Origin of the sequence: Nocardioides sp. OK12, assembly GCF_024341885.1 — a bacterium.
GTDB classification, from domain to species: domain Bacteria; phylum Actinomycetota; class Actinomycetes; order Propionibacteriales; family Nocardioidaceae; genus Nocardioides; species Nocardioides marinisabuli.
Genome location: NZ_BNET01000005.1, coordinates 362,218 through 387,763 on the forward strand (window position 1 = coordinate 362,218; position 25,546 = coordinate 387,763).

A 25,546-nucleotide genomic window follows, 5' to 3' on the forward strand; every position below is an offset into this window, starting at 1 on the left:
CATCAACAGAGTTCAAGCGGTTCCGTGCACTGGCGACCGTCGGGGCGATTCTGCTCCTCGCATCATTCCTGCTGTTCCAAGCCGGCCGGTCTTCGAGCTTTCTAGTGGCGCTCGCGCGCCGTAGCCAGCATCCTGGGGGCATCGACGTTCCTCATCGCCGTTGCGTTGAGGTGGCGTGGTCCACGGCAAGACGCACAGCGTTGACCGGGTGAGAGCACAGCTCCGCCCTGACATCGGTAGGATCGCGCACTACCTCGCGGCATCATCGGGCTCCGCCCTCAACGCGGATCAGATCAGCGCGTCGGCCTGTCCTCAGCGCCTGCGAGGACGCGTGTCCGGAACCCGTAACATGCAGTACCCACGCAGTTCCTTTGCGCACGTGATGTCAGGCGTGTTCGCAAGCGGCACCATGCAGTGCCCACGCAGTTCCTTGGGGCACGTGATGTCGTGGCTTTGTTGCAAGCCACTAGAAGACCGCGACGGGCGAGCATCGTGAGAACGGCCATCGGCGTCGGGCGTGCTGCACGCGCTCATCCCTATAGGCGTAAGCAATGCGGCGACGAAGAGGCGACGAGACGTCGTCAACATGGCTTGCTCCAAGTCTCGGTGACTTCGCTGAAGGATACCCCTGATCGGGTGCGGCGCCTCCTCCTGGAACAGCCTTAAGCAGCGAGCACCAGCGCGTCCGCTCATCGGCATTATGCACAGGATCGGGGCGGTCGCTCATGATGCTTCGCCTTCCGTGAGGCCGGTGAGGAGCTGGTTGAAGAGGTCGGCGCGGTGGTGTTGGCCCTTCTTCTCGGCGTCGTCGTGCTGGGCCTGGAGTGTGGGGCGGAACTCGATGCTGGTCTGGAAGAAGCTGCAGTTCTCGCAGATCGACTCGAAGGCGCAGTCCAGCTCGGCGGGGCGGGTGCAGTGGCCGTTGCCGAGGAGTCGGTGGTGGAGGAGTCGGTGGTGCTCGCGGCGCAGCCGGGCCATTTTGGGTCCGATGGCGTCGGCGGGCAGCGGTTCGGTCTTGGCGTAGAGGGCGTCGACCTGGTCGGTGACGGCGAAGTACTCATCGGCCACGGTGCGGTTGGCGATCTTAGCGTAGCGCAGCGTCATGTCCATGCTGCGGTGGCCGAGCATCGCTGCGATCGCCTCCAGCGACATGCCGCGGTTGATGGCTTGGGTGGCCAGGGTGTGTCGCAGCTGGTGGGGGTGGATGTGCGCCAATCCGGCTGCGGTGCCGGCCTTGTTGATGAACCTGGTGACGGTGTGGCGGTCCAACGCTCGTCCGTTCTCCCGGGGCAGCAACAGCGGGTGCTCGGCGGGCACGTGAGCGGTGCGGTACTGCTCGATCAGGACCACCAGGTGTGGGTGCAGCGGCAGGTAGCGGTCCTCGCGCAGCTTGCCGACCGGGACGTGCAGCCAGGGTGCGGCGCCGATCTGGACCACCGCGTCGGCAGACAGCGCGGTGAACTCGCTGACCCGCAGCCCGGTGCGCAGGAGCACCTCGATGGTGACGCGGACCAGCAGCCGGGGCTCGGCCTGGGCGGCGCGGAGCAGCTTCGCGGCCGCGGCGTCGTCGAGCGCCTTGGGCAACGGATGGTCTTGGCGGGGCAGGTCGCCGGGGAACATCGGCACCCGTGCTGGTGCCTGGTCCCAGCCCCACTCATCGATGCAGACGAAGAACATCCGCAGTGTGCCGAGCCGGTGTGCCAGGGTCGCTGTGGTGACCCGGTCCTTGTTCTGGCCCGGACGGGCCGCCAGCCAGGGCTTGTAGTCCTCGACGTGGCGCCGGGTGACCTGGGCGATGCTGGTGACCTCCGGGGCGGCCTCGACCAAGTACGCAGCGAACGAGCGCAGCGCCAGGTCTGCGCCAGCGACGCTGCCTGGGCGCAGCACGCATCCGAGCTGCTCCAGGTAGCGGCGCATCGTGGCCACCACCTGCGGGCGCACGCCCGGCGTAGAGCTGGGCGTCGAGGACCTCGGCGGCCTTGCGGTACTGCGCCGCGAGCCAGTCATCGGCCAGGTGCAGGTAGATCCGGGTGGACTCGATCGAGGCGTGTCCGGCCTGGACCTGGACCGCCTCCAGTGCCATCCCGGCCTCGCGGAGCCGGGTCAGGCAGGTGTGGCGCAGCTCGTGGCAGGTCGCGTGCGCCAACCCTGCCCGCCGCTTGGCGCCGGCGAGGACCTCGTCCAGCCCGCGTACCGACAACGCGCGACCGCGGGTGGGCCCCTTGAGGACCACGAAGACCCGGTCGGTGTCCGCATCGGCTGGGCGTTCGGTGTCCAGGTAGGCCGCGAGGGTGGCGAAGAAGCGCGATGAGACCGGCACCAGCCGCTGGTGGCCGCCCTTGCCGTCGGCGATGAACACCCGCCGTTCCGCGACCCGCAGGTCTTCGAGCCGCAGCCCCAGGACCTCACAGCGCCGCAGCCCACCGAACACCATCGCCGCGACCATCGCCCGGTCGCGGTGCGTGCGCAGCGCGGCGGTGAGCTGGTCGACCTCGACGGGCGTCAGGATGCGCGGCAACCGACGCGTGCGCCGGGTCAGCGGCACCCCCTGCCCCGCACGCGAGCGTTCCCTCCGCGTAGGCAGACCGCGCGGTACCGGGTTCGCGGTGATGTCACCACGCGCCTGCAGATAGGCGAAGAACCCCGAGATGATCGACAACCGCCGCGCCACCGTGCTCATCGACACCCCCACCGTGCCGTCGTCCTCACCGACCGGCTGCAGCGCCTCGGTGCTGGTGCGACCGGTGCGCTGAGCGGTGATGAAACCAAGCACGTCGCAGGCACGGACCTCGTGGGCCGGCTTGGCCACCACCGCGAAGAACACCCGCAGGTCATAGGCCGCAGCCAGCACCGTGTTCGGTCTACACCGCCCTTCCAAGAACTCCAGATAGTCATCGACCAGCGGCACCCCGAGCCGGGCCACCACCTGCCCCGACGGCCCTCGAGAACGGATCAGACACGGATCGAGCAGCGACATCTCGGGGCCTCCAGCTCCGTCGACAGGCAGCCACAACGGCTGGTCGAAATGTCCTGCTGGATCACGTGCATAACAAGCAGAACCGAATGGTCTCGGTCGGGCGATCGGCGACACAGGTGGACGGCGTCACCAACTGGTCATGCTGCTGTCCGATGCCTATAGAGGAGAACGCAACACCCCGTCCAGAAGAATGCGACTACCGCGACCGACCACCAAGTCTTGAAGAAGAGCATGAAGAGTAGGGGCAGGAAGACGAACAGGTTCACCTGTACGACCACCTTCATCAACTGCTGATCTGGCCGGTCCCACATGAGCGGCACCGTACCTTCCCTGTAGAAGGGTGCCGCGCCCTAGCGAACCGGGGTCCGCTCATCGGCTGCTTGTTCCATTGACGTAGGACCGGTGCCTGGCGAGGCTCGGTCCATGCGCCCGGGTCGTCGCTCTCTCATCGGCTGCCCACGCTCGTCGTGTGGCTCTCATTTGGCTTGCGCGGCTCGGGCGTCGCCAGGGCCAGGAGAGGCTCAAGAGGGGTGTGCCCAGCTCGAAGCAGCGTTGCCCTCCCGGCTCGACAACCACACAGGTTCGAAAGCATCGGAGGAAAGGCGTGAGCACATCAACAACACCTGCCCGGGTCGTGATCGGGATGGACCCGCACAAGCGATCGGCCACCATCGAGGTGATGGGCAGCGACGAGACCATTCTGGGACGCGGCCGCTTCAGCACCGGCCAGGACGGCTACGCCGACATGCGCCGCTACGCCGGCCAGTGGACCGACCGGGTCTGGGCCATCGAGGGCTGCTCCGGTATCGGCAAACACATCGCCGTGCGGCTCCTGGCCGAAGGCGAGCAGGTCATCGACGTCCCACCCAAGCTCTCCGCGCGAGCACGGGTCTTTGCCACAGGCCAGGGTCGCAAGACCGACGCCACCGACGCGCACTCCGTGGCCCTGGTCGGCACCCGGATGAGCGGCCTGCGACCGGTGGCCACCAACGAGCAGCTCGAGGTCCTGCGACTCCTGGTCGACCGACGCCGCAGCCTGGGCGAAGAGCACACCCGCAAGACCTGCCAGCTGCACCAGCTGCTGCTCGAGCTCATCCCCGGCGGCGCCAAGCGCGACCTCTCCGCCGCCCAGGCCAAAGCACTGCTGGCCAAGATCCGTCCCCGCGACACCGTCAACAAGACCCGCCGCCGCGTCGCAGCCGAGCTCATCACCGACCTCGAGCGCATCTACGCCCGCCGGAAGGCCGCGGACAAGGAGCTCACCGAGCTCGTCAAGGCCACCGGCACCAGCCTGCTGGACCTGCACGGCATCGGCCCCACCGGCGCCGCCAGACTCCTGGTCGAGGTCGGCGACATCACCCGGTTCCCCAACAAGGCTCGCTTCGCCTCCTGGAACGGCACCGCCCCCATCGACGCCTCCTCCGGCGACCAGGTCCGACACCGCCACTCACGCACCGGCAACCGCCAGATCAACCGCGTCCTGCACACCATGGCCCGCGTCCAGCTACGCAACCCCAGCACCGGCCGCGACTACTACGAACGCAAGAAGACCGACGGCAAAGCACCCATGGAAGCCATGCGCTGCGTCAAGCGCCGCCTCTCCGACATCGTCTTCCGCACCATGCTCAACGACACCGTCCGCACCACCACCGCCACGAGCGCGAGGACGGGCCCGGGAGGACAACGAGGACACGACTCTGACTCCAGCGCGACCGGCTCACATCCCCACACCGGCTCTTCGGACAAGTCACTTCCCGGACCCGCCACACCCCACCCTAGAGCCCCACTCCAGACCGCCTCTTGACACAGAGGGGTGCCATGAGCGGAAGCCTTCTAGAGGCGGGTGCTTGTCCCCGAGTCCGACTCCCCCACCTCGCGAGCGGTCCACTACCTGATCCACAGGATCGAACAAGTGTTCGACAATTCGGTCTCCGCGTGGGAGAATGATGGGCATGAGGCTGCTCCAGCACCCCACCAGCGACCGAGCCCCCGGCCCGGGTGCCGGGGTGCCCGCCAGCCTTGCTCCCGCCCCTGAGTCGGGTCCTGTCGCCCAGGCCGTTGCGGCCGCTCGTGCTGCGATGGCGGCTGCTCGCGACGGGGATCTGCGTCGGCAGCCGGTCGAGGACCTCGCCGTGCTGGTCCAGGCACTGTCCGCGCTCGAGGCGGAGGCGTCTGCGCTGCTGGGTGAGGTGCTCGGTGAGGCCGAGCGACGCCAGGTCGCCGATGCCGAGGCCGCCACCGGCACCGACGCGTGGGCCGCCGCCCTGACCGGTCAGTCGCGGGAGGTGCTCGCTGGTGGGGCGCGGGTCGCGGAGCTGCTCCGCAGCAAGTACCACCACGCCCGTGCGGCGTACGCGACCGGGGCGATCACGACCCGTCAGGTCCGCGTCATCGTCGCCGCAGCCGAGCAGGCACCCCTGGAGACCACGCCCGAGCAGCTCGCCGCCGCCGAGGAAGTGCTGGTCAACAAAGCCACCGGTGTCGGCACCAGGACCGGTCGACCGATGAACCCCAAGAGGCTGCGCCAGGCCGCGCGGCGGATGCTCGACATCGTCGACCGCGACCTCGCCGACAAGCACGAAGCGATCATGCTCGGGCGCGAGTCCAGGCGAGCCAAGCACGAGACCTACCTGGCGCTGCACGACAACGGCGACGGCACCTACTCCGGAAAGTTCACCATCCCCGAGCTCCACGGCTCCCTGCTCCGCACCGCCCTGGAGACCCTCTCGGCACCGCGTCGCCTCAACAAGACGCGCACCGGCCCCGACGGCGAGTCGATGTCCGGGTACGACGAGTCCGCCCCCACCGGCCCCGACCACGGCCTGTCCGGCTGGGAGGTGCACGGCAACGCGCTGTGCGAGCTCATCGAGCACCTGCCCACCGACGGCTGGAACGGCGCCAACGCCCTCACCCTCCTCGTGACGATGACCGCAGAAGACCTCACCCGCGACCTCGCCGCCACCGGTGACCTCGACCCCAGCAACTGGCCCGACTGGCGCGGACCGGATGAGAGCGGCACCGCCAAGCTCGACACCGGGGTCCGCACCGCGGCCGGCGACCTCCGACGACTCGCCTGCGAAGCCGGCCTCGTCCCCGCCGTCCTCAACTCCCAGTCAGTGCCGCTCGACCTCGGCCGCACCAAACGGCTCCACACCCACCACCAACGAAAAGCACTCGCGCTCGTGCACGACACCTGCGCCATCGGCACCTGCGAGAGACCCTTCGCCTGGACCGAGATCCACCACATCGTCCCCTGGAAACCCCACGGCGACACCGACCTCGACAACGGCATCCCCCTCTGCTCCTGGCACCACCACCGAGCCCACGACCCCCGGTGGCACCTGCGCCTGCACCCACTCCGAGGCTGGGAGCTGAAGGCACGCCGCACCAACCGCGGCTGACCCGACCCCCGGCGCGCCCGCCTACGATCGACGCATGCCCACCCCCCTGCCCGAGGGCTCCCGCGTCGCCCTGCTGGTGCCCGGCTCGATGCTGCTGCTCGAGTCGGTGATGGCGCTGCTGGCCCGCGGGGTGCTGCCGGTGCCGCTCGACCCGCGGCTGACGTCGTACGAGCGTGAGCGGATCCTGGCCGGACTCGAGCCCACGCTGGTCGTGGACGACGAGGACGACCTGGTCGCGCTGCTCGACCAGGTGCGCCCCGAGGGACCGATGAGCAGCTGGCGCCCCCGGGCGCGGCCGGTGCACGTGACCAGCGGCACCACCGGCACACCCAAGGGCGTCAGCAGCGGGCTGCTCTCCCCCGCCGACGCCGCAGCGCTGGTCGAGGAGGAGCGCGACCTGTGGGGCTTCCGCCCCGACGACGTGCACATGGTCCTCAGCCCGCTCTACCACTCCGCTCCCCTGCGCTTCGCGATGGGGACGGTGCTCGCCGGTGGCCGGGTGGTGCTGCCCGGCCCCTTCGACCCGGCGACGGTCACCGACACGATCCGCACCGAACGGCCGACCACGACCTTCTGCGTGCCCACCCACCTCCAACGCCTCTTCGCGCACTGGGACCAGGCCGGCACCCCCGACCTGAGCAACTTCCGCCTGGTCGCGCACGCCGGCGCCCCCTGCCCCGTCGCGACCAAGCAGCGCCTGCTCGAGACCTTCCCGCCCGGCAGCACCTGGGAGTTCTACGGCTCCACCGAGGGCCAGTTCACCGCCTGTCGCAGCGAGGAGTGGCTCGGGCGCCGCGGCACCGTCGGCCGGGCCCGGCCCGGCCGCACCCTGCACCTCGACGACGACGGGACCATCTGGTGCACCGTGCCGCCCCATGCCCGGTTCGAGTACCTGGGTGCGCCCGACAAGACCGCCGCCGCCTGGCGCGAGGGAGCCGCCGGACCCGCGTTCAGCGTCGGTGACGTCGGGCGGATGGACGCCGACGGCTACCTCTACCTCGACGGCCGGCGCACCGACCTGATCATCACCGGCGGGGTCAACGTCTACCCCCTCGAGGTCGAGCACGCCCTGCGCGAGCACCCCGCCGTCGAGGACGTCGCGGTGTACGGCGTCCCCGACGCCGACTGGGGGCACCGCGTCTGCGCCGCCGTCGTCGGCACCGCCACCCCCGACGAGCTCGACGCCTGGGCCCGTGAACGGCTGGCCCCGCCCAAGCGGCCCAAGACCTGGGCGACAGTGCCCGACCTGCCGCGCACCGCCACCGGCAAGGTCCGGCGCGACGCGCTGGCGCCTCACCACCAGGGGTGAGCCTGCGGCCCTTTACCCGGGTGTGAGGTGGGCTGACCACTCTCGGGAGGCACCATGAGCAGCACCGACCAGGACACCTCGACCCGCAAGGACCCCGACGCAGCCGGTCCGAGTCGATCGGCCCAGCACACCTGGGGGGTGCGGGTGCTGGGGGTCGTCCTCGCCGCAGCGGTCTACGTCGCCCTCGGCAGCGCCGAGCTCTCGCAGGACGGTCGCGTGGTCGCCGCCGTGGGGGCGCTGATGGCGACCTGGTGGATGACCGAGGCCATCCCGCTGGCGGCCACGGCGCTGCTGCCGATCGCGCTGCTGCCGGCGCTCACCGACGACCTGGCCGTACCCGACGCGACGGCGCCGTACGCCGACCCCATCGTCTTCCTCTTCCTCGGCGGCTTCCTGATCGCCATCGCCATGCAGAAGTGGGACCTGCACCGGCGCATCGCGCTGCTCACGCTGCGCCGGGTCGGCACCCACCCCCGCCGGATCGTCCTCGGGATGATGATCGCCACCGCGTTCCTCTCGATGTGGGTCTCCAACACCGCGACCACGCTGATGATGCTGCCGATCGCGCTCTCGGTGCTCGCCCTGGTCGTCGAGAACAGCTCCGGCAGCGACCAGCGCACCGACGAGGCCGAGCTGACCGAACGTCTCGGCGGGCGCGAGACCATGCGCGAGGTCATCGAGGACCCCGACGTGCGGCTCTTCGGCGTGGCCCTGCTGCTCTCGGTCGCATGGGCCGCCTCCATCGGCGGGCTCGGCACCCTGCTCGGCTCGCCGCCCAACGCGATCGTGGCCGGCTACCTCTCCAGCGAGCTCGGCCGCGACATCGGCTTCGCCGAGTGGATGATGCTCGGCCTGCCCCTCGTCGTGGTCTTCCTGGCGATCGCCTGGCTGCTCGTCACCCGGGTGATCTTCCGCTTCCGCCTCGACTCCATCCCCGGCGGTCGCGAGCTCATCGACTCCCAGATCGCCGACCTCGGCCCGGCCAGCCGGGGCGAGAAGGTGGTGCTGGCCGTCTTCGCGAGCGCCGCCTTCCTCTGGGTGGTGCCGGGCGTGCTGGCCAGCATCGGCGACCTCGGCGAGCGGGCGCCCTGGCTCGACGGCTTCGACGACACGGCCATCGCGATCACCGCCGGCCTGGTCATGTTCCTCATCCCCGGCGACGACCGGGGCCGGATGACGCTGGAGTGGCACGACGCCGAGAAGGGCCTGCCCTGGGGCGTGCTGCTGCTCTTCGGCGGCGGCCTGAGCCTGGCCGGTGCCGTCGCCGCGACCGGGCTGGACGCCTGGTTCGGCGAGCAGGTCGGCGCCCTGGGCGCACTGCCGATCGTGCTGCTGCTGGCCGCGGTGGTGTCGCTGGTGCTGCTGCTGACCGAGGTCACCAGCAACACCGCCACCGCCGCGACCTTCATCCCGGTGCTCGGCGGCGTGGCCGCCGGCCTGGGTGTCGACCCCGTGACCCTGCTGATCCCCGCCGCGCTCGCCGCCACCTGCGCCTTCATGCTGCCGGTGGGCACGCCGCCCAATGCCATCGTCTTCGGCACCGGCGCGGTGCGGATCGCCGACATGGCCCGCGGTGGCGCGGTGCTCAACGTGCTCGGCGTCGTGCTGATCACGCTGTTCACCGTGGCGATCGGCCCGTTCGCGCTCGACCTGGTGCTGTAGCCGCACCCCGCAGACGCACGAGGGCCCGGCCACCTGACGGTGACCGGGCCCTCGTGGTGCTGTGTCAGCGTGACGCCGACCTGCTGGTGATCAGCAGATCAGTTGCCGCCGCCGGTGAGCTTCTCGCGCAGCGCCTGCAGCGCCTCGTCGGAAGCCAGCGAGCCGGAGCCGGTGTCGGCGGACTCGTCGCCCTCGACCTCGTCGTGGCCACCGCTGGAGTACGAGGTGGCCTCGCCGGCCTCGACCTCGGCCACCTTGGCCTCGGCCTGCTGCTTGACGTGGGCCTCCCAGCGAGCGTGCGCCTTGGCGTACTGCTCCTCCCAGACACCACGCTGCTCGTCGAAGCCCTCGAGCCACTCGCCGGTCTCGGGGTCGAAGCCCTCGGGGTAGACGTAGTTGCCCTGCTCGTCGTACGTGGCGGTCATGCCGTAGAGCGTCGGGTCGAACTCCTCGACGTCCGAGGCGGCAGCGGTCTCGTTGGCCTGCTTCAGCGACAGCGAGATGCGGCGACGCTCGAGGTCGATGTCGATGATCTTGACCATGACGTCGTCGTTGACCTGGACGACCTGCTCGGGGATCTCCACGTGGCGCTCGGCCAGCTCGGAGATGTGCACCAGGCCCTCGATGCCCTCCTCGACGCGGACGAACGAGCCGAAGGGCACCAGCTTGGTGACCTTGCCGGGCACGATCTGACCGATCTGGTGGGTGCGGGCGAAGTGCTGCCAGGGGTCCTCCTGCGTCGCCTTGAGCGACAGCGAGACCCGCTCGCGGTCCATGTCGACGTCGAGGACCTCGACGGTGACCTCGTCGCCCACGGCCACGACCTCGGAGGGGTGGTCGATGTGCTTCCAGGACAGCTCCGAGACGTGCACGAGGCCGTCGACGCCACCGAGGTCCACGAAGGCACCGAAGTTGACGATCGAGGACACGACACCCTTGCGGATCTGGCCCTTCTGCAGCTGGGTGAGGAAGCCGTGGCGAACCTCGGACTGGGTCTGCTCGAGCCAGGCACGGCGCGACAGGACCACGTTGTTGCGGTTCTTGTCGAGCTCGATGATCTTGGCCTCGAGGGTCTGACCGACGTAGGGCTGCAGGTCGCGGACGCGACGCATCTCCACCAGCGAGGCGGGCAGGAAGCCGCGCAGGCCGATGTCAAGGATGAGGCCGCCCTTGACGACCTCGATGACGGTGCCCTCGACGACGCCGTCCTCCTCCTTGACCTGCTCGATGGTGCCCCAGGCGCGCTCGTACTGGGCGCGCTTCTTGGACAGGATCAGCCGGCCTTCCTTGTCCTCCTTCTGGAGGACGAGGGCCTCGACCTTGTCGCCGACGGCGACGACCTCGTTGGGGTCGACGTCGTGCTTGATCGACAGCTCGCGCGAGGGGATGACGCCCTCGGTCTTGTAGCCGATGTCGAGCAGGACCTCGTCGCGGTCCACCTTGACGATGGTGCCGTCGACGATGTCGCCGTCGTTGAAGTACTTGATGGTCGCGTCGATAGCCGCGAGGAAGTCCTCTTCCGACCCGATGTCGTTGATCGCGATCTGCGGCGCGTCGTAGTCAGGAAGAGTGGAGATGGTGCTCGTCATAAGGGAAGTGGAACCTTCACGTGGTCAGGAATCGTGCGGACGTGCGCCAGGAGTCCTCGTCCACCGCCGGACAGCGGTGAGCCCGGTCCGCTCCGTATGGGACGCAGGCAGACTCCAGGCGCTCTAACAGACTACGCCGGGCGCTGTCCGAGCGTCCAACCAGGACGCACACCGCTGGTCCAGACCACTAAGGAGTCCTCTGCATACCGACGGTACCTCCGGGTACGGTCCCGGGACGACGAGGTCGCGCCGGTCCTCCACGAGAACGCCCGGTGCGCCCCCAGACGCCGCAGCCGTTCTGGGTCCCCCCATCCCCCACCGGCCTCCTCCTGCTGCGGCTGGCCCCGCCACCTTCCCAGGAGATCCCCCCCATGACGTCCTCCCCCCGGACGCGGCTTCGCCGTCCACTGACCCTCGGCGTCGGCCTGTCGACCGCCGCCCTCTACTCCCTGGTCGCGGTGCCCGCGGCCCAGGCCGACCCGCTGCCCGTCCCCGTGAGCGCGACCTCCTCGGCGACCGGCGAAGTCGCCCGCGTCACGGCACTCTCGGTGCCGCTGGCCGGCATCTCGGCCGTCGACGCCGGCGTCGCCCAGGTCACCGGCACGGTCGGGGCCACCGCGCCGCGCGCCGTGGCCGATGCGCGCAACATCGACGGCTCGCTGCTCACGGCGCTGCCGCTCGGTCAGCTCGACGCGGTGCTGGCCGACGCCCACCAGGAGGCGCCGCCCTCCAACGACGCGCCCACCACCGACTCGCTGATCCCCCCGGACCTGCTCGGCCCCCTGGGCGTCGGCGTCTCCAACGCCTCCGCCCACGCCCGCTTCCTCGACAGCGGGCTGTGCCTGCCCGGCACCGTGCCCCTGACCACCTCGACGGTCTCCACCGCCGACGTCGACCTCCTCGGTCTGGTGCAGCTGCCCGGCGTGGCCGCCACCTCGCAGTCGACCAAGCTGGTCGCCAACGGCCGCCCCGATGGCGGGCGCACCGTGGTCGGCCGCGTCAAGGGCAGCACCGTCGACCTCTCGATCGGCGGCCAGCAGGTCGTCGAGGTGCTCACCGCCCCCGAGCTGGTCGTCGAGAGCGACGGCACGGCCGCGGGCACGAAGGCGGTGTACACCGCCCCGCTGGTCGCGATCGGCGGCGAGGTCGTCGACCTCGCCGACGGCTCCGCCAGCCTGCCCCCCGAGGCCGGCATGCTCCTCGAGCTCTCGGCCGGCGAGCTCGTCGTGAGCGAGAAGACGGCCACCAAGGTCGTCGCGGAGGCCACCGCGCTGCACCTCAAGGTGACCCTGGGCGGCCTCATCGACGTCGCCGAGATCGACCTCTTCCCGATGGCCGCCCAGGTCACCGCCCCTGCCGGCGGCGTCACCTGCGGCACCGCGCCCGACTCCGACGGCGACGGCCTGACCGACGACGTCGAGGAGGTCATCGGCACCGACCCCGGCAACCCCGACACCGACGGTGACGGGACCCGCGACGGCGACGAGGACGCCGACGCCGACGGCCTGACCAACCTGGAGGAGGTCACCGGCTCGGAGAACGACGGCTACGGCAACGAGCCCACCGACCCCACCGACGCCGACAGCGACGACGACGGCCTCACCGACGGCCAGGAGGTCGACCAGACCGGCACCGACCCCAACGACCCCGACACCGACGGCGACGGCACCAACGACTTCGACGAAGACGCCGACGCAGACGGGCTCAGCAACGGTGAGGAGGTCACCGGTTCCGAGAACGGTGCGTTCGGCGACGAGCCGACCGACCCCGCCGACGCCGACAGCGACGACGACGGGCTCACCGACGGCCAGGAGACCAGCGGCTCGGAGAACGACGCCTTCGGCAACGAGCCCACCGACCCCAACGACGCCGACACCGACGACGGCGGCTCGAGCGACGGCGAGGAGACGGGGGCCGACCCGGCCACCGACCCCAACGACGCCGGTGACGACACCTCCGACCCCGACGGCGACGCCGACGGCGACGGCCTCACCAACGGCGAGGAGACCAGCGGCTCGGAGAACGACGGCTACGGCAACGAGCCCACCGATCCTGACGACGCCGACTCCGACGACGACGGGCTCACCGACGGCCAGGAGATCAACGAGACCGGCACCGACCCCAACGACCCCGACACCGACGGCGACGGCACCTCCGACTTCGACGAGGACGCCGACGCCGACGGGCTCACCAACGGTGAGGAGGTCACCGGTTCGGAGAACGGTGCCTTCGGCAACGAGCCCACCGACCCCACAGACCCCGACAGCGACGACGGTGGCGTCAACGACGGTGACGAGGTCGCCGCCGGCACCGACCCCAACGACGCCGGGGACGACGACACCGGCAGCGGCGGGGAGCTCGACACCGACCAGGACGGTCTGACCGACGCCGAGGAGCTCCTGCTCGGCACCGACCCGACCAACCCCGACACCGACGGCGACAAGCTGCTCGACGGCGAGGAGGTCGACGAGCACAGCACCGACCCGCTCGACGCCGACACCGACGGCGACCAGCTCGACGACGGCGACGAGGTCAACGCCTTCTCCACCGACCCGCTCGACCCCGACACCGACGACGACGGGCTCAAGGACGGCTTCGAGGTCTTCGAGACCAAGGCCGACCCGCTGAAGAAGGACACCGACGGCGACGGCCTCAACGACGGGCGCGAGGTCAAGCGGTTCAAGACCAAGCCGCACAAGGCCGACACCGACAAGGACGGTCTCAACGACCGTCGCGAGATCAAGGGCCTGGCCAACAAGCGCTACGACAAGTGCCCCACCAACCCGCGCAAGAAGGACACCGACAAGGACGGCCTGACCGACAAGCGCGAGATCAAGAAGTACAAGACCAACCCCTGTGACAAGGACACCGACGGCGGCGGCGCCAACGACGGCAAGGAGGTCGCTGCCGGCAGCGACCCCCTCGACCCCGGGAGCACGCCCAACTACCCGCGCGGCACTGCCGCGCGAGGGGTGACCGGCTGACACCGGTCCCCCTTCCAGACCGCACCATGGCGGGGCGGGACGGGCACGTGGCGCTCAGCGCCACGTGCCCGTTTGGGCGTCCAGGTCGCCGCTCGCGACCACCGCGCCCAGCTGCGCCGCGGCACGGTCGCTGACCGGGTTCTGCCCTGCCCGGGAGGCCAGCTCGACCAGGGCCGCCAGGTCGGCGGCCCGGGCCAGCTCGAGCGCCCGGTCGGCCTCGACCCCGCGCAGGGCGGCGTACGTCGTCACCACCGCGTCGTGGAACGCGGGGCGCCGCTCGAAGCGCAGCAGGTTGCCCAGGTCGGTGAAGGGGTTCCCCGCGTGCGCGAACTCCCAGTCGAGGACGCCGGTCACCTCGACCGGGGCGTCCTGCTCGTCGGGCACGCGCAGCAGCAGGTTCTTGGGGTTGAGGTCGCTGTGCACCAGGCAGTGCTGCGGCACCCCGTCGAGCAGGTCCTGCGCCTCCCGGGCGAGCCCGGCCAGGCGGTCGAGGCCCGCGGCCCCGAGCGCCGGCAGCCACGACCCCGGGGCCGCCACCAGCACCTCGACGAGCTCGACGAGGCCGTCGACGTCGTACGGCGCCGGGTGCGGGCCGATGGTGAGCGCGGCGTCGACGAACGCGCCCCCGCGCGGCAGCACGGCGCCGGCCAGGGCGACGAGCACCCGACCCAGCGCCTCGCCCGCGGACGCCGCGCCGGCGTCGTCGAGCCGGGGCAGCACCAGGTCGCCCCGCTCGCCGGGCAGGAACCCGGTCACCAGCAGCCCGGGCAGGCCCTGGTCGGGGTCGGCGCGCCGGACCTCGAGCACCGGGGGCACCCCCGGGACCACACCGGCCGCGTGCGCCAGCACCGCCGCGTCGATCGCGGGGGCGTCGGGTCCGCGGCGCCCCGAGTAGATGCGCACGACGGTGCGCTCGCCGCCCGCCTCGGCCACGAACGTCTCCCCCGACCAGCCGCCCTCGAGGGGTCGCAGCGAGGCGAAGGCCGGGTCGCCGGGAGAGTCGGGGTGGTCCACGCCGTGGATGCTGCCACGTCGACGCCCCAGCGGGCGCCGGGGACCGTACCGTTGCCCCATGCCACTGCCCTCCGTCCTCCTCGACGCCGCGCTGCTGCCATGGCGTGTCGGGGTCGCCGCCACCCGCACCACCCTCGCCCTGGGCGTCCTCGCGTCGCCGGAGGGGCCGCTGCGCCGCCCGGGCGGGTACGCCGACCTGCTGCTGCGGGTGATCGGTGAGCGCGGCTACGCCGAGCAGCTGACCGACCTGCTCACCGACGAGCAGGGGCCGATGCGCCTGGCCGGTGCCGTCAACGAGCTGGTCGCCCCCGACCGCCCGCTGGGCCGGATGCTCCAGCGCGACGGGGTCGTCGACGCGCTGCTCGCTGAGGGCGGCCCCGTCGACCGGCTGCTGGCCCCCGGCGGGGCGCTGGACCGGCTGCTCGCCGAGGACGGCGCCCTGGAGCGGGTCGTGGCCGCCGACGGCGTCCTCGACCGGGTGCTGCGACCGGGCGGCCTGGCCGACCGGCTGCTCACCGACGACTCCTTCATCGAGAAGCTCCTCGACGAGGGCGGCACGCTCGACCAGCTGGTGCAGCTCGGCGCCACCCTCGAGGCCATCCAGCCGCGGCTGGCCGAGCTGGCCGCGGTGGTGCCGACCCTCTCTTCCTCCGCCGACGCGCTGGGCCGTGCGGTGGGTCCGCTGGGCGACCTGGCCGGGCGGTTGCCGATGTCGCGGCGCAAGCCCACCCCGCTGGGCCCGTGACGACCCCGGCCCCGGGACGCCCCCCGGTCTCCCCCGACTCCCGCGACCACCCGCCGCAGGCACCGGTGCGCGCCGAGCGCCGCGCCGTGACCGAGCAGGAGTCGCGCCGCGCCAACGGACCCGACTGGGACCGCTACGCCGACGACTACCAGGCCACGCACGGCGAGTTCCTCGGTGACGTCGGGTTCGTCTGGGGCCCCGAGGGGCTGACCGAGGCCGAGGCCGGGGTGCTCGGCGACCTGCACGGGCGCGACGTGCTCGAGGTCGGCTCCGGCGCCGGGCAGTGCTCGCGCTGGGTGCGGGCGGCGGGTGGACGCTCCTTCGGCCTCGACCTGTCGCACCGCCAGCTGCAGCACTCGCGCCGCATCGACGTCGCCACCGACGTCGCGGTCCCCTCGGTCCTGGCGACCGCGACCGCGCTGCCCTTCCGCGACGCCTCGTTCGACGTGGTCTTCAGCTCGTTCGGCGCGCTGCAGTTCGTGGCCGACATCGGCGTGGCCGTCGACGAGGCGGCGCGCGTGCTGCGCCCCGGCGGTCGCTTCGCCTTCTCGATCACCCACCCGACGCGGTGGATGTTCCCCGACGACCCCGGCGAGGCGGGCCTGGTGGCCTCGCAGTCCTACTGGGACCGCACGCCGTACGTCGAGGTGGACGACGCCTCCGGCGAGGTGTCCTACGTCGAGCACCACCGCACGCTGGGCGACTGGGTGGGCCTGCTGTCGGGCGCGGGCTTCGCCCTGACCCGGCTCCTGGAGCCGGAGTGGCCCGAGCAGCACGAGCGGGTGTGGGGCGGCTGGTCGGGCGTGCGGGGTCGCTACACCCCTGGAACAGCGATCCTGGTCGCCGACCTGCGCTGAGCAGCGCGGGCCGACGACCAGGTCGGGTGGTGCGGGTGGCGCGGGTGCTGTCGGATCAGCGTGCGGCGCCGGCGAGCTCCTGCTTGCGGCTGTGACCGGCAGGGGCCTGACGGCCGCCGCGCATCAGCAGGACGCCGGCGAGGATCGCGAGCGCGCCGCCGCCGAGCCCGATGATCGGCAGGTAGACGGTCAGCGCGTCGAGCAGCAGCCGGTCGCCGCCGTTGTCGTCGACGCCCTGGGCCACCTGGTCGTCGGTGAAGGCGATCTGCAGGTCCAGGGCCGGGGTGCCGTCGGCCAGGTAGCGCTGCTGGTCGTCGGTCTGGTTGAGGATCGCGCCGGTCTGCGGCTCGACGAAGATCTCCTTGACGCTGGTGTAGGTGCCGGGCACGCCCTCGGCGATCTCGATCGGCGCCTCGTCGATCTCGACGCGGTAGACGTAGGTCTCGATGCCGCCGACGTCCTCGGTGCGGTCGAAGGCCGCGTCGACGGCACTGCCGACGGTGCCGTCCCAGTAGGGGTAGGTCTTCTGCTCGGCACCGAAGGGCCACTTGTTGACCAGGCCCTCGTGGGGCAGGGCGTCGGCCGGCAGGTCGAGGCTCTCGTTGTCGGCCAGGGCGGTGACCCGGTCGGTGGCGAAGATGTCGACCGAGGCCGTGATCAGGTCCTCGGAGTCCTCGTCGCAGACCCGCTCGCCGCCGCGGTCGATCATCACGCAGGACGTGGAGAGCCAGGCGACGGTCTGGTCGTCGGACAGGTCGGTGTCGGTGCGGGTGTCGCTGATGGCGAAGATCGGGTTCTCGACCAGCTCCCCGGTGGAGGTGTCCAGCTTGCCTGCCTGGCCCTCGAGCATGGTGATGGTCTCGACCTGCTCCGGGGTCTTCTCCACGACGCCGGGCGCCCAGAAGAGGCCCAGCAGGCCGGCGATCAACAGAAAGCCGCCGAGTCCCAGCAGGACCGGTCCTAGAATCTTGCGCACGAATTTCCCTCCCCAGAGAACGATGTGTCGGGAGCACGATACTGCCGAGTAGCCCTTTCGGTGGCATTCGTCACAAACCCGTGACCACGGTGGCACACTCTGCGCGTGCTGCACCGTGCCCGGACCGTCGTGAGCGCCGCGCTGCTGGTGGTCCTGGCGGGGGTCGCGTCCCGCGTCTGGGCGCTGTCCGGCTCGTGGTTCTACACCGACGACCACCGCCTGCTGCGCGACGCGCTGGCCACCGGCTCCCCCGCCCGGCTGCTCGACCCGTTCGACAGCCAGTTCATGCCGCTGGGGCGTGCGATCGCCTGGCTGGTCTCGACCACCTCGCCGGACCGGTGGCCCGCCGCGGCCACGACCACGGTCGTGCTGCACCTGCTGGCCTCGCTGGGCCTCCTCGCGATGCTGCTGGTCCTCGTGGGGCCGCGGTGGCGCGTCGTGCCGCTGGTGGCGCTCCACCAGACCTCGGCCATGGTGCTGCCGGCCACGATGTGGTGGGCGGCCGCGCTCAACCAGCTCCCGCTGCAGGCGGTGCTGACGGGATCGGTGGCGACCTGGGTCCTGCACCTGCGCACCGGACGCCGTCGGTGGCTGGCCGCGACGGCGGCACTCGTGGCGGTGGGCCTGCTGGCCTACGTCAAGGCGGTGCTGGTGCCGCTGGTGCTGGCCGCCCTGCTGCTCGGCTGGTTCACCGAGGGCGGCCCGTGGCAGCGGGTGCGCACCGCGGTGCGGGCGCACTGGCGCTCGGCGCTGGCCCTGGGCACCCTCGGGGCCGCCTTCAGCGCCTACTACCTGACCCAGGTCCCGCAGGTGTTCGTCGAGTCGACGACCGGCGAGCAGGTCACCGGCGACCTCGCCCGCTCGATGCTGGGCTCGACGCTGCCGGTCGGCCTGCTGGGCGGGCCCTGGCGCTGGGACACCGGCAACCCGCCGACGTCGTACGCCGACCCGCCGGCGGTCGCGGTGCTCGTGGCGTGGGTCGTGCTGGTCGGTCTGGGGGCCGCGCTGGCCGTGCGTCGTCGTCGCACGGGTCGGGCCTGGGTGCTGCTGGGCTGCTACGCCGCCGTGGCCTTCGTGCTGGTCCTCACCAGCCGCGCCCAGGTCGCCGGCGGGGTCGTCGGGCTGGAGTACCGCTACCTCACCGACGTGCTGCCCGTCGCGCTGCTGTGCCTGGCACTGGCCACCACCCGGGTCGAGGGCGCCGTCGGCTCCAGCGAACCACGCGCCGCCGGCGGCAGCCGCAGCAGCCGCAGCACCCGCGCGACGTACGCCGCGGCCGGCCTGCTGGTCGCGGCGGTGCTGGTGGGGGGCGTGCTCAGCTCGGTGACCTACGTGCGCACCTGGCACGAGGACAACCCCGGAAAGGCCTACCTCACCGCGGCCCGCGCGACGCTGGAGGGGCGCGGCAGCCTCGACCTGGCCGACCAGGTCGTGCCACCCGAGGTCGTGCCGGGCTACCAGTTCCCCGCCAACACCACCCTGCGGCTGCTGCCCCTGCAGGTGCCCGGGCTGCGCTTCCCGGAGGTCACCGACGAGCTCGTGGTCCTCGACGAGGACGGTCGCGCGCACCGTGCCCTGATCGACGTCGCCGTCGATGCGCCGCCGGGCCCCGAGGAGGGCTGCGGTTGGCGGATCGGGTCCTCGCCCGTCACCATCGACCTCGACGGCACGGCCTTCGACAGCACCTGGTGGGTGCACCTGGGCTTCGCCGCGTCGACGGACGACACGGTGGAGGTGACGGTGCAGGACACCACGACGCGCGCTGCGGTGCGCCAGGGGCTCAACTCGCTGTACTGGAGGGTCGAGGCCGAGATCGGCTCCGTGACCCTCAGCGGCCTGCGCCCGGGCACCAGCCTGTGCGTCGACGTCGTCGAGGTCGGCGAGCCTCTGCCCGGGGACCCGCTGTGAGCACCCCTCCTCCCGAGCGGGTCGTCGAGCGGTTCCCGCACCTCGACGCGCTGCGCGCGGTCGGTGCCCTCGCGGTGCTGACCACCCACACGGCGTTCTGGGGCGGCGAGTACACCGACAACGGCACCGCCGGTCGGCTGCTGGCCCGCCTCGACGTCGGGGTCGCCCTCTTCTTCGTGCTCTCCGGCTTCCTGCTGTCGAGGGCCTGGCTGGTGGCCGCGGCCGACCGCACCCAGCGCCCCGAGACCGGTCACTACCTGTGGAAGCGCGCGCTGCGGATCGTGCCGGTCTACCTGGTCGCCGCCACCGCCGCGCTGTGGTTCATCGACGACAACGCCGCGCTGTCTACCGGCGAGCGGCTCGCGACCCTCCTGCTGTCGTCCTCCATGGTCGAGCCCGGCTTCCCCGCTGGGCTGACCCACATGTGGAGCCTGATGGTCGAGGTCCACTTCTACCTCCTGCTGCCGCTGCTGATGCTGCTCGCCACCGGTCGCCGGCGCGGTCTCGACTCCCGTCGTGCCGGTGCGGTGCTGGTGGGGATGCTCGCGGTCAGCGTCTGGTGGCACCTCGACGGCGCCCTGCGCGTCGGCGAGGCCCGCGACCTCGACGCCGGCCAGTGGCTGCCGGCCTACCTGGGCTGGTTCGCCGTCGGCATCGGGCTGGCCCTGGCCCAGGTGCTGCTCGCCCGAGGGCGCGGCGGGCGCGGGGTCGACCTGCTCGTGCGCCTGGGCGCCCAGCCGGGCGTGTGCTGGGCCGCCGCCGGGGGCCTGCTGCTCGTCGCCTCGACCCCGGTCGCGGGGCCGGTGCTGCTCGCCGCGCCGACCGCGGCGCAGTCGCTGACCAAGAACCTGCTCTACGCCGTGGTGGGCGGGCTGCTGGTGCTGCCGGCGGTGCTGCGCGGCCGTCGTGCCGACGCGGCCCCCACCACCTTCGACCGGCTGCTCACCCACCGCGCGGCCCGGCACCTGGGGCTCGTCTCCTACGGCATCTTCTGCCTGCACCTGCCGCTGCTGCACCTGGTGATGTGGACGACGGGCTGGGAGCTCTTCGCCGGCCGCGGGCTGTCGATCTGGGCGCTCACGCTCGTCGTCAGCATCGCCGCCGCCGAGGTCGCCTACCGGCTGGTCGAGCGCCCGGCGCTGCGCCTGAAGTCCGTCCACCCCCTGCGCCGGCGCGGCGCCGCGCCGGCCGAGAACAGCACCGCCGCCACCGGCACCACGACCAGGTAGGCGGGCCAGGCCAGCGCGCCGGCCCAGCCGTCGGGGTCGCCCCACGGCCGCACGGCGTACGCCGACAGGGCCCCGAGCACCGGCAGCGCCAGCAGCCACGGCTCCCAGCCGGGGGCGCGGCGCAGCACGACGACCAGGCCCACCGTCACCGCCGCCAGCACCGCTCCCCACCACCCGGCGAGCAGACCGGCCCCGAGCACGGCGGTCACGGCGGCGGTGGCCGGCCGGGTCGGGCGCGCCCGCAGGGCCGGCAGGTCGGCGTCGCGCGGCCGGCGCCGGCGCACCAGCGGAGCGGCGACCACGAGGAGCAGCCCGAGCAGCGCGACCGCTCCCGCGAGCAGCCCCCAGCGGTAGGCACGGTCGGGGGTGAAGCGCAGCTCGACGGCACCGGTGGCGGCGTCGGTCACGGCACCGGGCGGGAGCAGCCAGCCCTGCTGCCAGCCGTCGACGACCACCGGGGCGAGTGCCGCCCCGCCGAGGGCGGCGCTCCAGCCGGCGTTGGCGTTCTCGCGGACCACCAGCAGGCTGGCGCCCTCGGGTGGTGCGGCGATCTCTCGGGTCCCAGGGCCGCGGCGCACGGCGAGCCCCCGGCCGAGCAGGGCGCCGGGGGCGGCGGTCGGCAGGGCCCCGAGGACCACCGACTCGACCGCCAGGGCCTCGGTGTCGGCCATCCGCACCGTCGTCTCGCCGGCGGGCAGGCTGAGCCGGCGCTGCGTGGGGCCCGCTCCCGGGCCGCAGGGCACCACCTCGATGCTGCCGCCGGCCGCCAGCTGGGCCGGCGAGGCCTCCACCCGGGTGCGCCAGGTCGTCGTACCGACCCGCAGGTCGGGACCGCTGCCGCACTCGTAGCGGCGCTGGTCGAGGGAGAGCCGCAGCGGCTCGTAGGGCACGCCGCCGAGCCGCAGCTCGCTGATGCCGACCCCGACGGGGTGCGGCACACCGTCGAAGCCGAGGTCGGTGACGTCCTGGCTCTCCAGCACCTCGATCTCCAGCGCGTCGGTGCGGATGCCGGGCAGCCGGACGCGTCCGTCGTCGAGGTCGGCGTCGAGGGTGCCGCCCGCCCAGGTCAGCCGCACCCGGGTCGGCGCGGCGGCCGCGGCGTCGGCGTCGGTGCGCAGGCGCAGGGAGCGCACCCGCTCCGGGGCCAGCCACGACACCCGCAGGGTCGGCGTCGGGTCCGCGGGGTCGGCGGTCCACGTGGTGCCGGGGTCGCCGTCGAGCGCGGCCAGCGCGGAGGCCCGTGGGTCGGGCACCGCCGTGCTGCTGGCCTGCACCGAGATGGCGCGGCCCTGCAGCACCAGCCGGGACAGCTCGTCGGAGGCGCGCGGTCGCACCCGCAGCGACACCTCGGAGAAGTCGGCCGGCCCGGCCAGGCGCACCACCCGGTCGAGGCCGGTGGCCTCCTCGGGCTCGACCACGCGGCGCGGCACGCAGCGCACCTCGGGCCGCTCCTCCTCGGCGTCGCCGACCTCGACGCAGCCGGTACGACGGTCCTTGTCGGCGCGCAGCACCACGGCGTCGGGAGGCCCCCACTCCTCGGGGAGCAGCGGCAGGACCAGCGGGCGCCGCACCTGCACCCCCGGCACCCGCACCTCGGCGATGCTCAGGGGCTGGTCGGCGACGAGCGGGCGCAGCTCGACGTACGACGTCGGGCCGCCGGTGAGCGGGACGGTGCGGCTCTCCCCCGGCCCGAGCACCACGGGCTCGGAGGTGGCCTCGCCGGTGACGACCACGACCTCCTGCTCCTCGGCCGCGTCGGGGCCGCCGACGAGGCGCACGCTGCTCGGGGAGACGGGCCTGTCGAGCCCCAGTCGCCACCACGTGCCACCGCGGCCGGCGCCGGAGCGCCACGCCGACCCGGGCGAACCGTCGAGGGCGGCCCACGGCGACGAGCCGCGACGGATGCGGCCCAGGGAGTCGGCGTCGGAGGCCGAGGACGACGCGGACAGGCTCGATGCACCCACGAGGCGCGCCGTCGTCGACCACTGGTCGTCACTGTCGAGGAGGTAGTCGCGCACGGGGTTGCCGGTGCGGCGCACGTCGCCCTCCACGAGCGCTGCGGAGCTGGCGTCGTGGATGCGCGCGAAGGACCGCTCGCGGGCGCGCAGCCCGTCGGTGAGCACGACGGGGGCCTCGGCGAGCTGCTCGGGCAGCTCGTCGGGCGCGTCGGCCGCGAGCACCACGGGCCGCTCGTCGAGCGCGCCCGCGTCGACCAGGTCGGGGAGGTCCTCGGGGCCGGCCGCGACCAGCGCGGTCACGTCGGCGGCCACGGCGGGCTCGGCGTCGGAGACCTCCCAGACCTCGACGGCCTGGTAGGTGCTCTGCCAGCCGCCGGCGGCCAGCACGCGGCCCCCGTCGTCCTCGGCCAGCAGGGACTGCCCGCCCAGCAGCGGGCCGAAGCCGGCGACCGGCGCCACCCCGGGGCTCTCGCGCAGGGCCTGGCGCACCAGCACCGGGTCGGGGGCGTCGTCGGCGCGCTCGAGGTCGCCGCGCACGACGACGTAGCGCAGCCCGGCACGCCGGAGCGCGGCCGAGAGGCCGGCCGAGCCGTGGCCCTGCGCCAGCCTGGCCTCGATCCCGTCGAGCAGCCGGATGCCGCCCGGCGGGACCAGCGGCACGACGTTGCGCACAGCCCACCGCGAGCCGGCCAGCCACTGCAGCGGCTCGTCGTCGGGGTCACCCCACAGGTAGCGCGCGAACGCCGAGCCGGGCACCAGCAGCGCCGTGGCGTCGCCCGTCTCCTCCTCGCGCTCCTCGAGCCAGGCGGCGGTCTCGCTCCAGTAGGCCGGCACCTCGAGCACCGCGCCCGCGGGGGCGATCCGCCCGGCCAGCGCGGGGGCGGCGGAGCCGGCCACCACGGCCACGGTCACCGCCAGCGCGGCCGCGGTGTTGAGGCGCACCAGGCGCCGGGTGCGCTCGTCGGCGGCGCGGCCGGCCTCCCGGCGACCGGCACGCACCAGCGCGTCGAGGGCGAGGGCGAGCCCCACCACCAGCGGCAGGCGCACCACCGGGTCGAACTTGTGCACGTTGCGCAGCGGGGACAGGACCCCGTCGAGCTGGGCCTGCAGTGCCGGCGCGAACCAGCCCTGCACGGCCCCCAGGTGGCCGGCGGTGACCATCAGCAGGCCCACCAGCAGGCCCAGGCCGAGGAAGCGGCGGTGCGGGTGCCCGCGCAGCACCAGCCCGACGACCCCGAGGGCCAGCACCACCGCGGAGTTCAGCGCCAGGTACGACGTGGTGACCAGGTCGCGACCGGCCCGGGAGCCGCTCTCGACGTACGGCACCCAGTTGGACGTCCCCCGCAGCGCGTCGACCAGCGTGGTGGGGAAGGTCGTGACCGAGGCCGACTCGATGTAGTCGAGGAACGGTGGGCTGTAGGAGCCCATCACCGCCAGCGGGACCAGCCACCACAGGGTGCCCAGGAACGTGAAGGCCGGCCACCAGAGCATCAGCGCACGCCGCCGTGGCCCGGGGGTGCGGGTGAGCAGCCAGAGCGCACCCAGCGGGATCACCGCGAACGAGGCGGCCGCGTTGACGCCGCCCACGAGGCTGATCGCCAGCGCCGAGAGCGCCGCTGCCCGGCGCGGTGATCCGCGCTCGGCACCCGTCACCAGGGGCAGCAGCACCCAGGGCGCGAGGGCCACCGGCCAGGCCTCGCTGGAGATCGGGCCCATGGTGGTGAGCACCCGCGGCGAGAGCGCGAAGGCGGCACCGGCGACCAGGCAGGCCAGGTCGCTGCGCACCCCCAGGGCCCGGGCCAGCCGTGCCGTGCCGGCGAAGGCGACGGCCAGCACCAGCCCCCACCACAACCGCTGCACCACCCAGCCCGGCACGGCCAGCAGGGCACCGAGCCAGAAGAAGCTGCCCATCGGCCACAGGTAGCCGTAGGCCTGGTTCTGCAGCTGCCCGAGCGCGCCCTCGCCGTCCCACAGGTGCAGGGCACGAGCCAGGAAGTCGCCCGGTGCGGCGACCAGGTCGAACTTGGTGTCGGCGGCCAGCAGCCCCGGGTCCTGCACGAAGGCCAGGCCGACCAGCAGCGCGCAGCCGGCGAGCACGCGCAGCCCGAAGCGACCGGGCTCGGTCGCGCGGGCGGTGCCCCCGGCGGTCATCGTCGGCGCAGCACGATCACGAGGTTCCAGGTCACGACCTCGCGCAGCAGCGGGACGTGCAGCAGCCAGCGCGACCACCACGGGTTGTAGCGCGGGCTCAGGTCGACCAGCTCGACCCCGCCGGCAGCGGCCTCGCGGCGCGCCCAGTCCAGACCGGCGCCCACGGTGACGGCGAAGAGCGACTCGCCGTACCTGTTCTTCGGCTCGTGGCCGTGGGTGCGGGCGTAGCGGCGACGGGCACGGGCACCGCCCAGGTAGTGCCACGGCGCGGTCTCGTGGCCGCCCCACGGCCCGAACCAGACGGTGTAGCTGATGAAGACCAGGCCACCCGGCCTGGTCACCCGCACCATCTCGCGCGCCATCGTCCACGGCTCCGGCACGTGCTCGAGCACGTTGGAGGAGTAGCAGACGTCGACGCTGGCGTCGCGGAACGGCAGCTGCATCCCGCTGCCGACCACCGTGCCGTTGGCGATGGTGCCCAGGCCGGCGAGCTCGCCGACGTCGGAGTCGAGCGCCAGGTACGTCGCCCCCGCCGCGGTGAAGGCGTCGCGGAAGTAGCCGGGGCCGCCGCCGACGTCGAGCAGCACGGCGTCCCGCAGGTCGGTGTAGGAGGCCAGCTGGGCGGCCGAGTCCTGTGCCAGGGCGGTGTAGAAGCGCGCCGGGTCGTCCTGCTCGTGGCGGAACTCGCGCAGCAGCCGCACCGAGCGGCGCAGCGTCGCGCGGAAGGCGCCGCTGCGGGGACGGCGGGTCATCGGGCTCGGCACGCGCGAACCCTACCCACTGGTA

At 72.7% G+C, this 25,546-nt stretch carries 16 protein-coding genes; 9 read left to right on the plus strand and 7 right to left on the minus strand.

Annotated elements, in window-relative coordinates; genetic code table 11:
- Window positions 1–723 precede the first annotated feature (723 nt).
- Together OCU29_RS14965 and OCU29_RS14970 are read right to left on the minus strand one after the other, a co-directional pair.
- Entirely contained in the window at window positions 724–1,677 is a 954-nt protein-coding gene (locus OCU29_RS14965; RefSeq protein WP_261820540.1) for a site-specific integrase, read from the minus strand.
- A complete protein-coding gene (locus OCU29_RS14970; RefSeq protein WP_261820541.1) occupies window positions 1,655–2,977 on the minus strand; it encodes a tyrosine-type recombinase/integrase in 1,323 nt (440 codons plus the stop codon). The genes OCU29_RS14965 and OCU29_RS14970 overlap by 23 nt, the downstream gene beginning before the upstream one ends.
- Before the next feature lie 604 nt (window positions 2,978–3,581).
- On the opposite strand from OCU29_RS14970, the gene OCU29_RS14975 reads away from it, so the two are divergent.
- From OCU29_RS14975 to OCU29_RS14990, 4 genes are all read left to right on the plus strand, one after another.
- Window positions 3,582–4,781 carry an IS110 family transposase gene (locus OCU29_RS14975; protein WP_261820542.1) on the plus strand — a complete coding sequence of 400 codons (1,200 nt, stop codon included), beginning with the start codon at window positions 3,582–3,584 and terminating at the stop codon, window positions 4,779–4,781.
- Between the two features lie 148 nt (window positions 4,782–4,929).
- Complete coding sequence (locus tag OCU29_RS14980) at window positions 4,930–6,378, plus strand: HNH endonuclease signature motif containing protein (protein WP_261820543.1); 1,449 nt, start codon at window positions 4,930–4,932, stop codon at window positions 6,376–6,378.
- Window positions 6,379–6,412: 34 nt separating this feature from the next.
- Entirely contained in the window at window positions 6,413–7,687 is a 1,275-nt protein-coding gene (locus OCU29_RS14985; protein WP_261820544.1) for a class I adenylate-forming enzyme family protein, read from the plus strand.
- Between the two features lie 54 nt (window positions 7,688–7,741).
- Window positions 7,742–9,349 (plus strand): SLC13 family permease, encoded by a 1,608-nt coding sequence (locus tag OCU29_RS14990; protein WP_261820545.1) that lies wholly within the window; start codon window positions 7,742–7,744, stop codon window positions 9,347–9,349.
- 98 nt (window positions 9,350–9,447) lie between these two features.
- On the opposite strand, the gene rpsA is transcribed toward OCU29_RS14990, so the two are convergent.
- On the minus strand, window positions 9,448–10,938 hold the full coding sequence (rpsA, locus tag OCU29_RS14995) for a 30S ribosomal protein S1 (RefSeq protein ID WP_179616817.1): 1,491 nt from the start codon (window positions 10,936–10,938) through the stop codon (window positions 9,448–9,450).
- A gap of 371 nt (window positions 10,939–11,309) precedes the next feature.
- On the opposite strand from rpsA, the gene OCU29_RS15000 reads away from it, so the two are divergent.
- Window positions 11,310–13,922 carry a hypothetical protein gene (locus tag OCU29_RS15000; protein ID WP_261820546.1) on the plus strand — a complete coding sequence of 871 codons (2,613 nt, stop codon included), beginning with the start codon at window positions 11,310–11,312 and terminating at the stop codon, window positions 13,920–13,922.
- 54 nt (window positions 13,923–13,976) lie between these two features.
- Here the strand turns inward: OCU29_RS15000 and OCU29_RS15005 are convergent, their stop codons facing one another.
- Window positions 13,977–14,936, minus strand: a complete 960-nt coding sequence (locus OCU29_RS15005; RefSeq protein WP_261820547.1) for a phosphotransferase family protein — start codon at window positions 14,934–14,936, stop codon at window positions 13,977–13,979.
- A 58-nt stretch (window positions 14,937–14,994) separates the two neighbouring features.
- On the opposite strand from OCU29_RS15005, the gene OCU29_RS15010 reads away from it, so the two are divergent.
- Window positions 14,995–15,681 (plus strand): hypothetical protein, encoded by a 687-nt coding sequence (locus OCU29_RS15010; RefSeq protein WP_261820548.1) that lies wholly within the window; start codon window positions 14,995–14,997, stop codon window positions 15,679–15,681.
- Window positions 15,678–16,538, plus strand: coding sequence for a class I SAM-dependent methyltransferase (locus OCU29_RS15015; protein ID WP_306799029.1), 861 nt, complete (start codon window positions 15,678–15,680; stop codon window positions 16,536–16,538). The genes OCU29_RS15010 and OCU29_RS15015 overlap by 4 nt, the downstream gene beginning before the upstream one ends.
- A 55-nt stretch (window positions 16,539–16,593) precedes the next feature.
- On the opposite strand, the gene OCU29_RS15020 is transcribed toward OCU29_RS15015, so the two are convergent.
- Window positions 16,594–17,514 (minus strand): DUF3068 domain-containing protein, encoded by a 921-nt coding sequence (locus tag OCU29_RS15020; RefSeq protein WP_261820549.1) that lies wholly within the window; start codon window positions 17,512–17,514, stop codon window positions 16,594–16,596.
- A 105-nt stretch (window positions 17,515–17,619) separates the two neighbouring features.
- Here OCU29_RS15020 and OCU29_RS15025 point away from each other — a divergent pair, with 105 nt between their 5' ends.
- Window positions 17,620–19,422, plus strand: coding sequence for a hypothetical protein (locus tag OCU29_RS15025; protein ID WP_261820550.1), 1,803 nt, complete (start codon window positions 17,620–17,622; stop codon window positions 19,420–19,422).
- Window positions 19,419–20,651, plus strand: coding sequence for an acyltransferase (locus OCU29_RS15030; RefSeq protein WP_261820551.1), 1,233 nt, complete (start codon window positions 19,419–19,421; stop codon window positions 20,649–20,651). The genes OCU29_RS15025 and OCU29_RS15030 overlap by 4 nt, the downstream gene beginning before the upstream one ends.
- Here the strand turns inward: OCU29_RS15030 and OCU29_RS15035 are convergent.
- The gene (locus OCU29_RS15035; RefSeq protein ID WP_261820552.1) at window positions 20,537–24,760 is read right to left on the minus strand and encodes an alpha-(1->3)-arabinofuranosyltransferase; all 4,224 of its coding nucleotides are present in this window, start codon (window positions 24,758–24,760) and stop codon (window positions 20,537–20,539) included. The two genes, OCU29_RS15030 and OCU29_RS15035, sit on opposite strands and share 115 nt — an antisense overlap.
- The gene (locus OCU29_RS15040) at window positions 24,757–25,524 is read right to left on the minus strand and encodes a class I SAM-dependent methyltransferase (protein ID WP_261820553.1); all 768 of its coding nucleotides are present in this window, start codon (window positions 25,522–25,524) and stop codon (window positions 24,757–24,759) included. The genes OCU29_RS15035 and OCU29_RS15040 overlap by 4 nt, the downstream gene beginning before the upstream one ends.
- Window positions 25,525–25,546 lie beyond the last annotated feature (22 nt).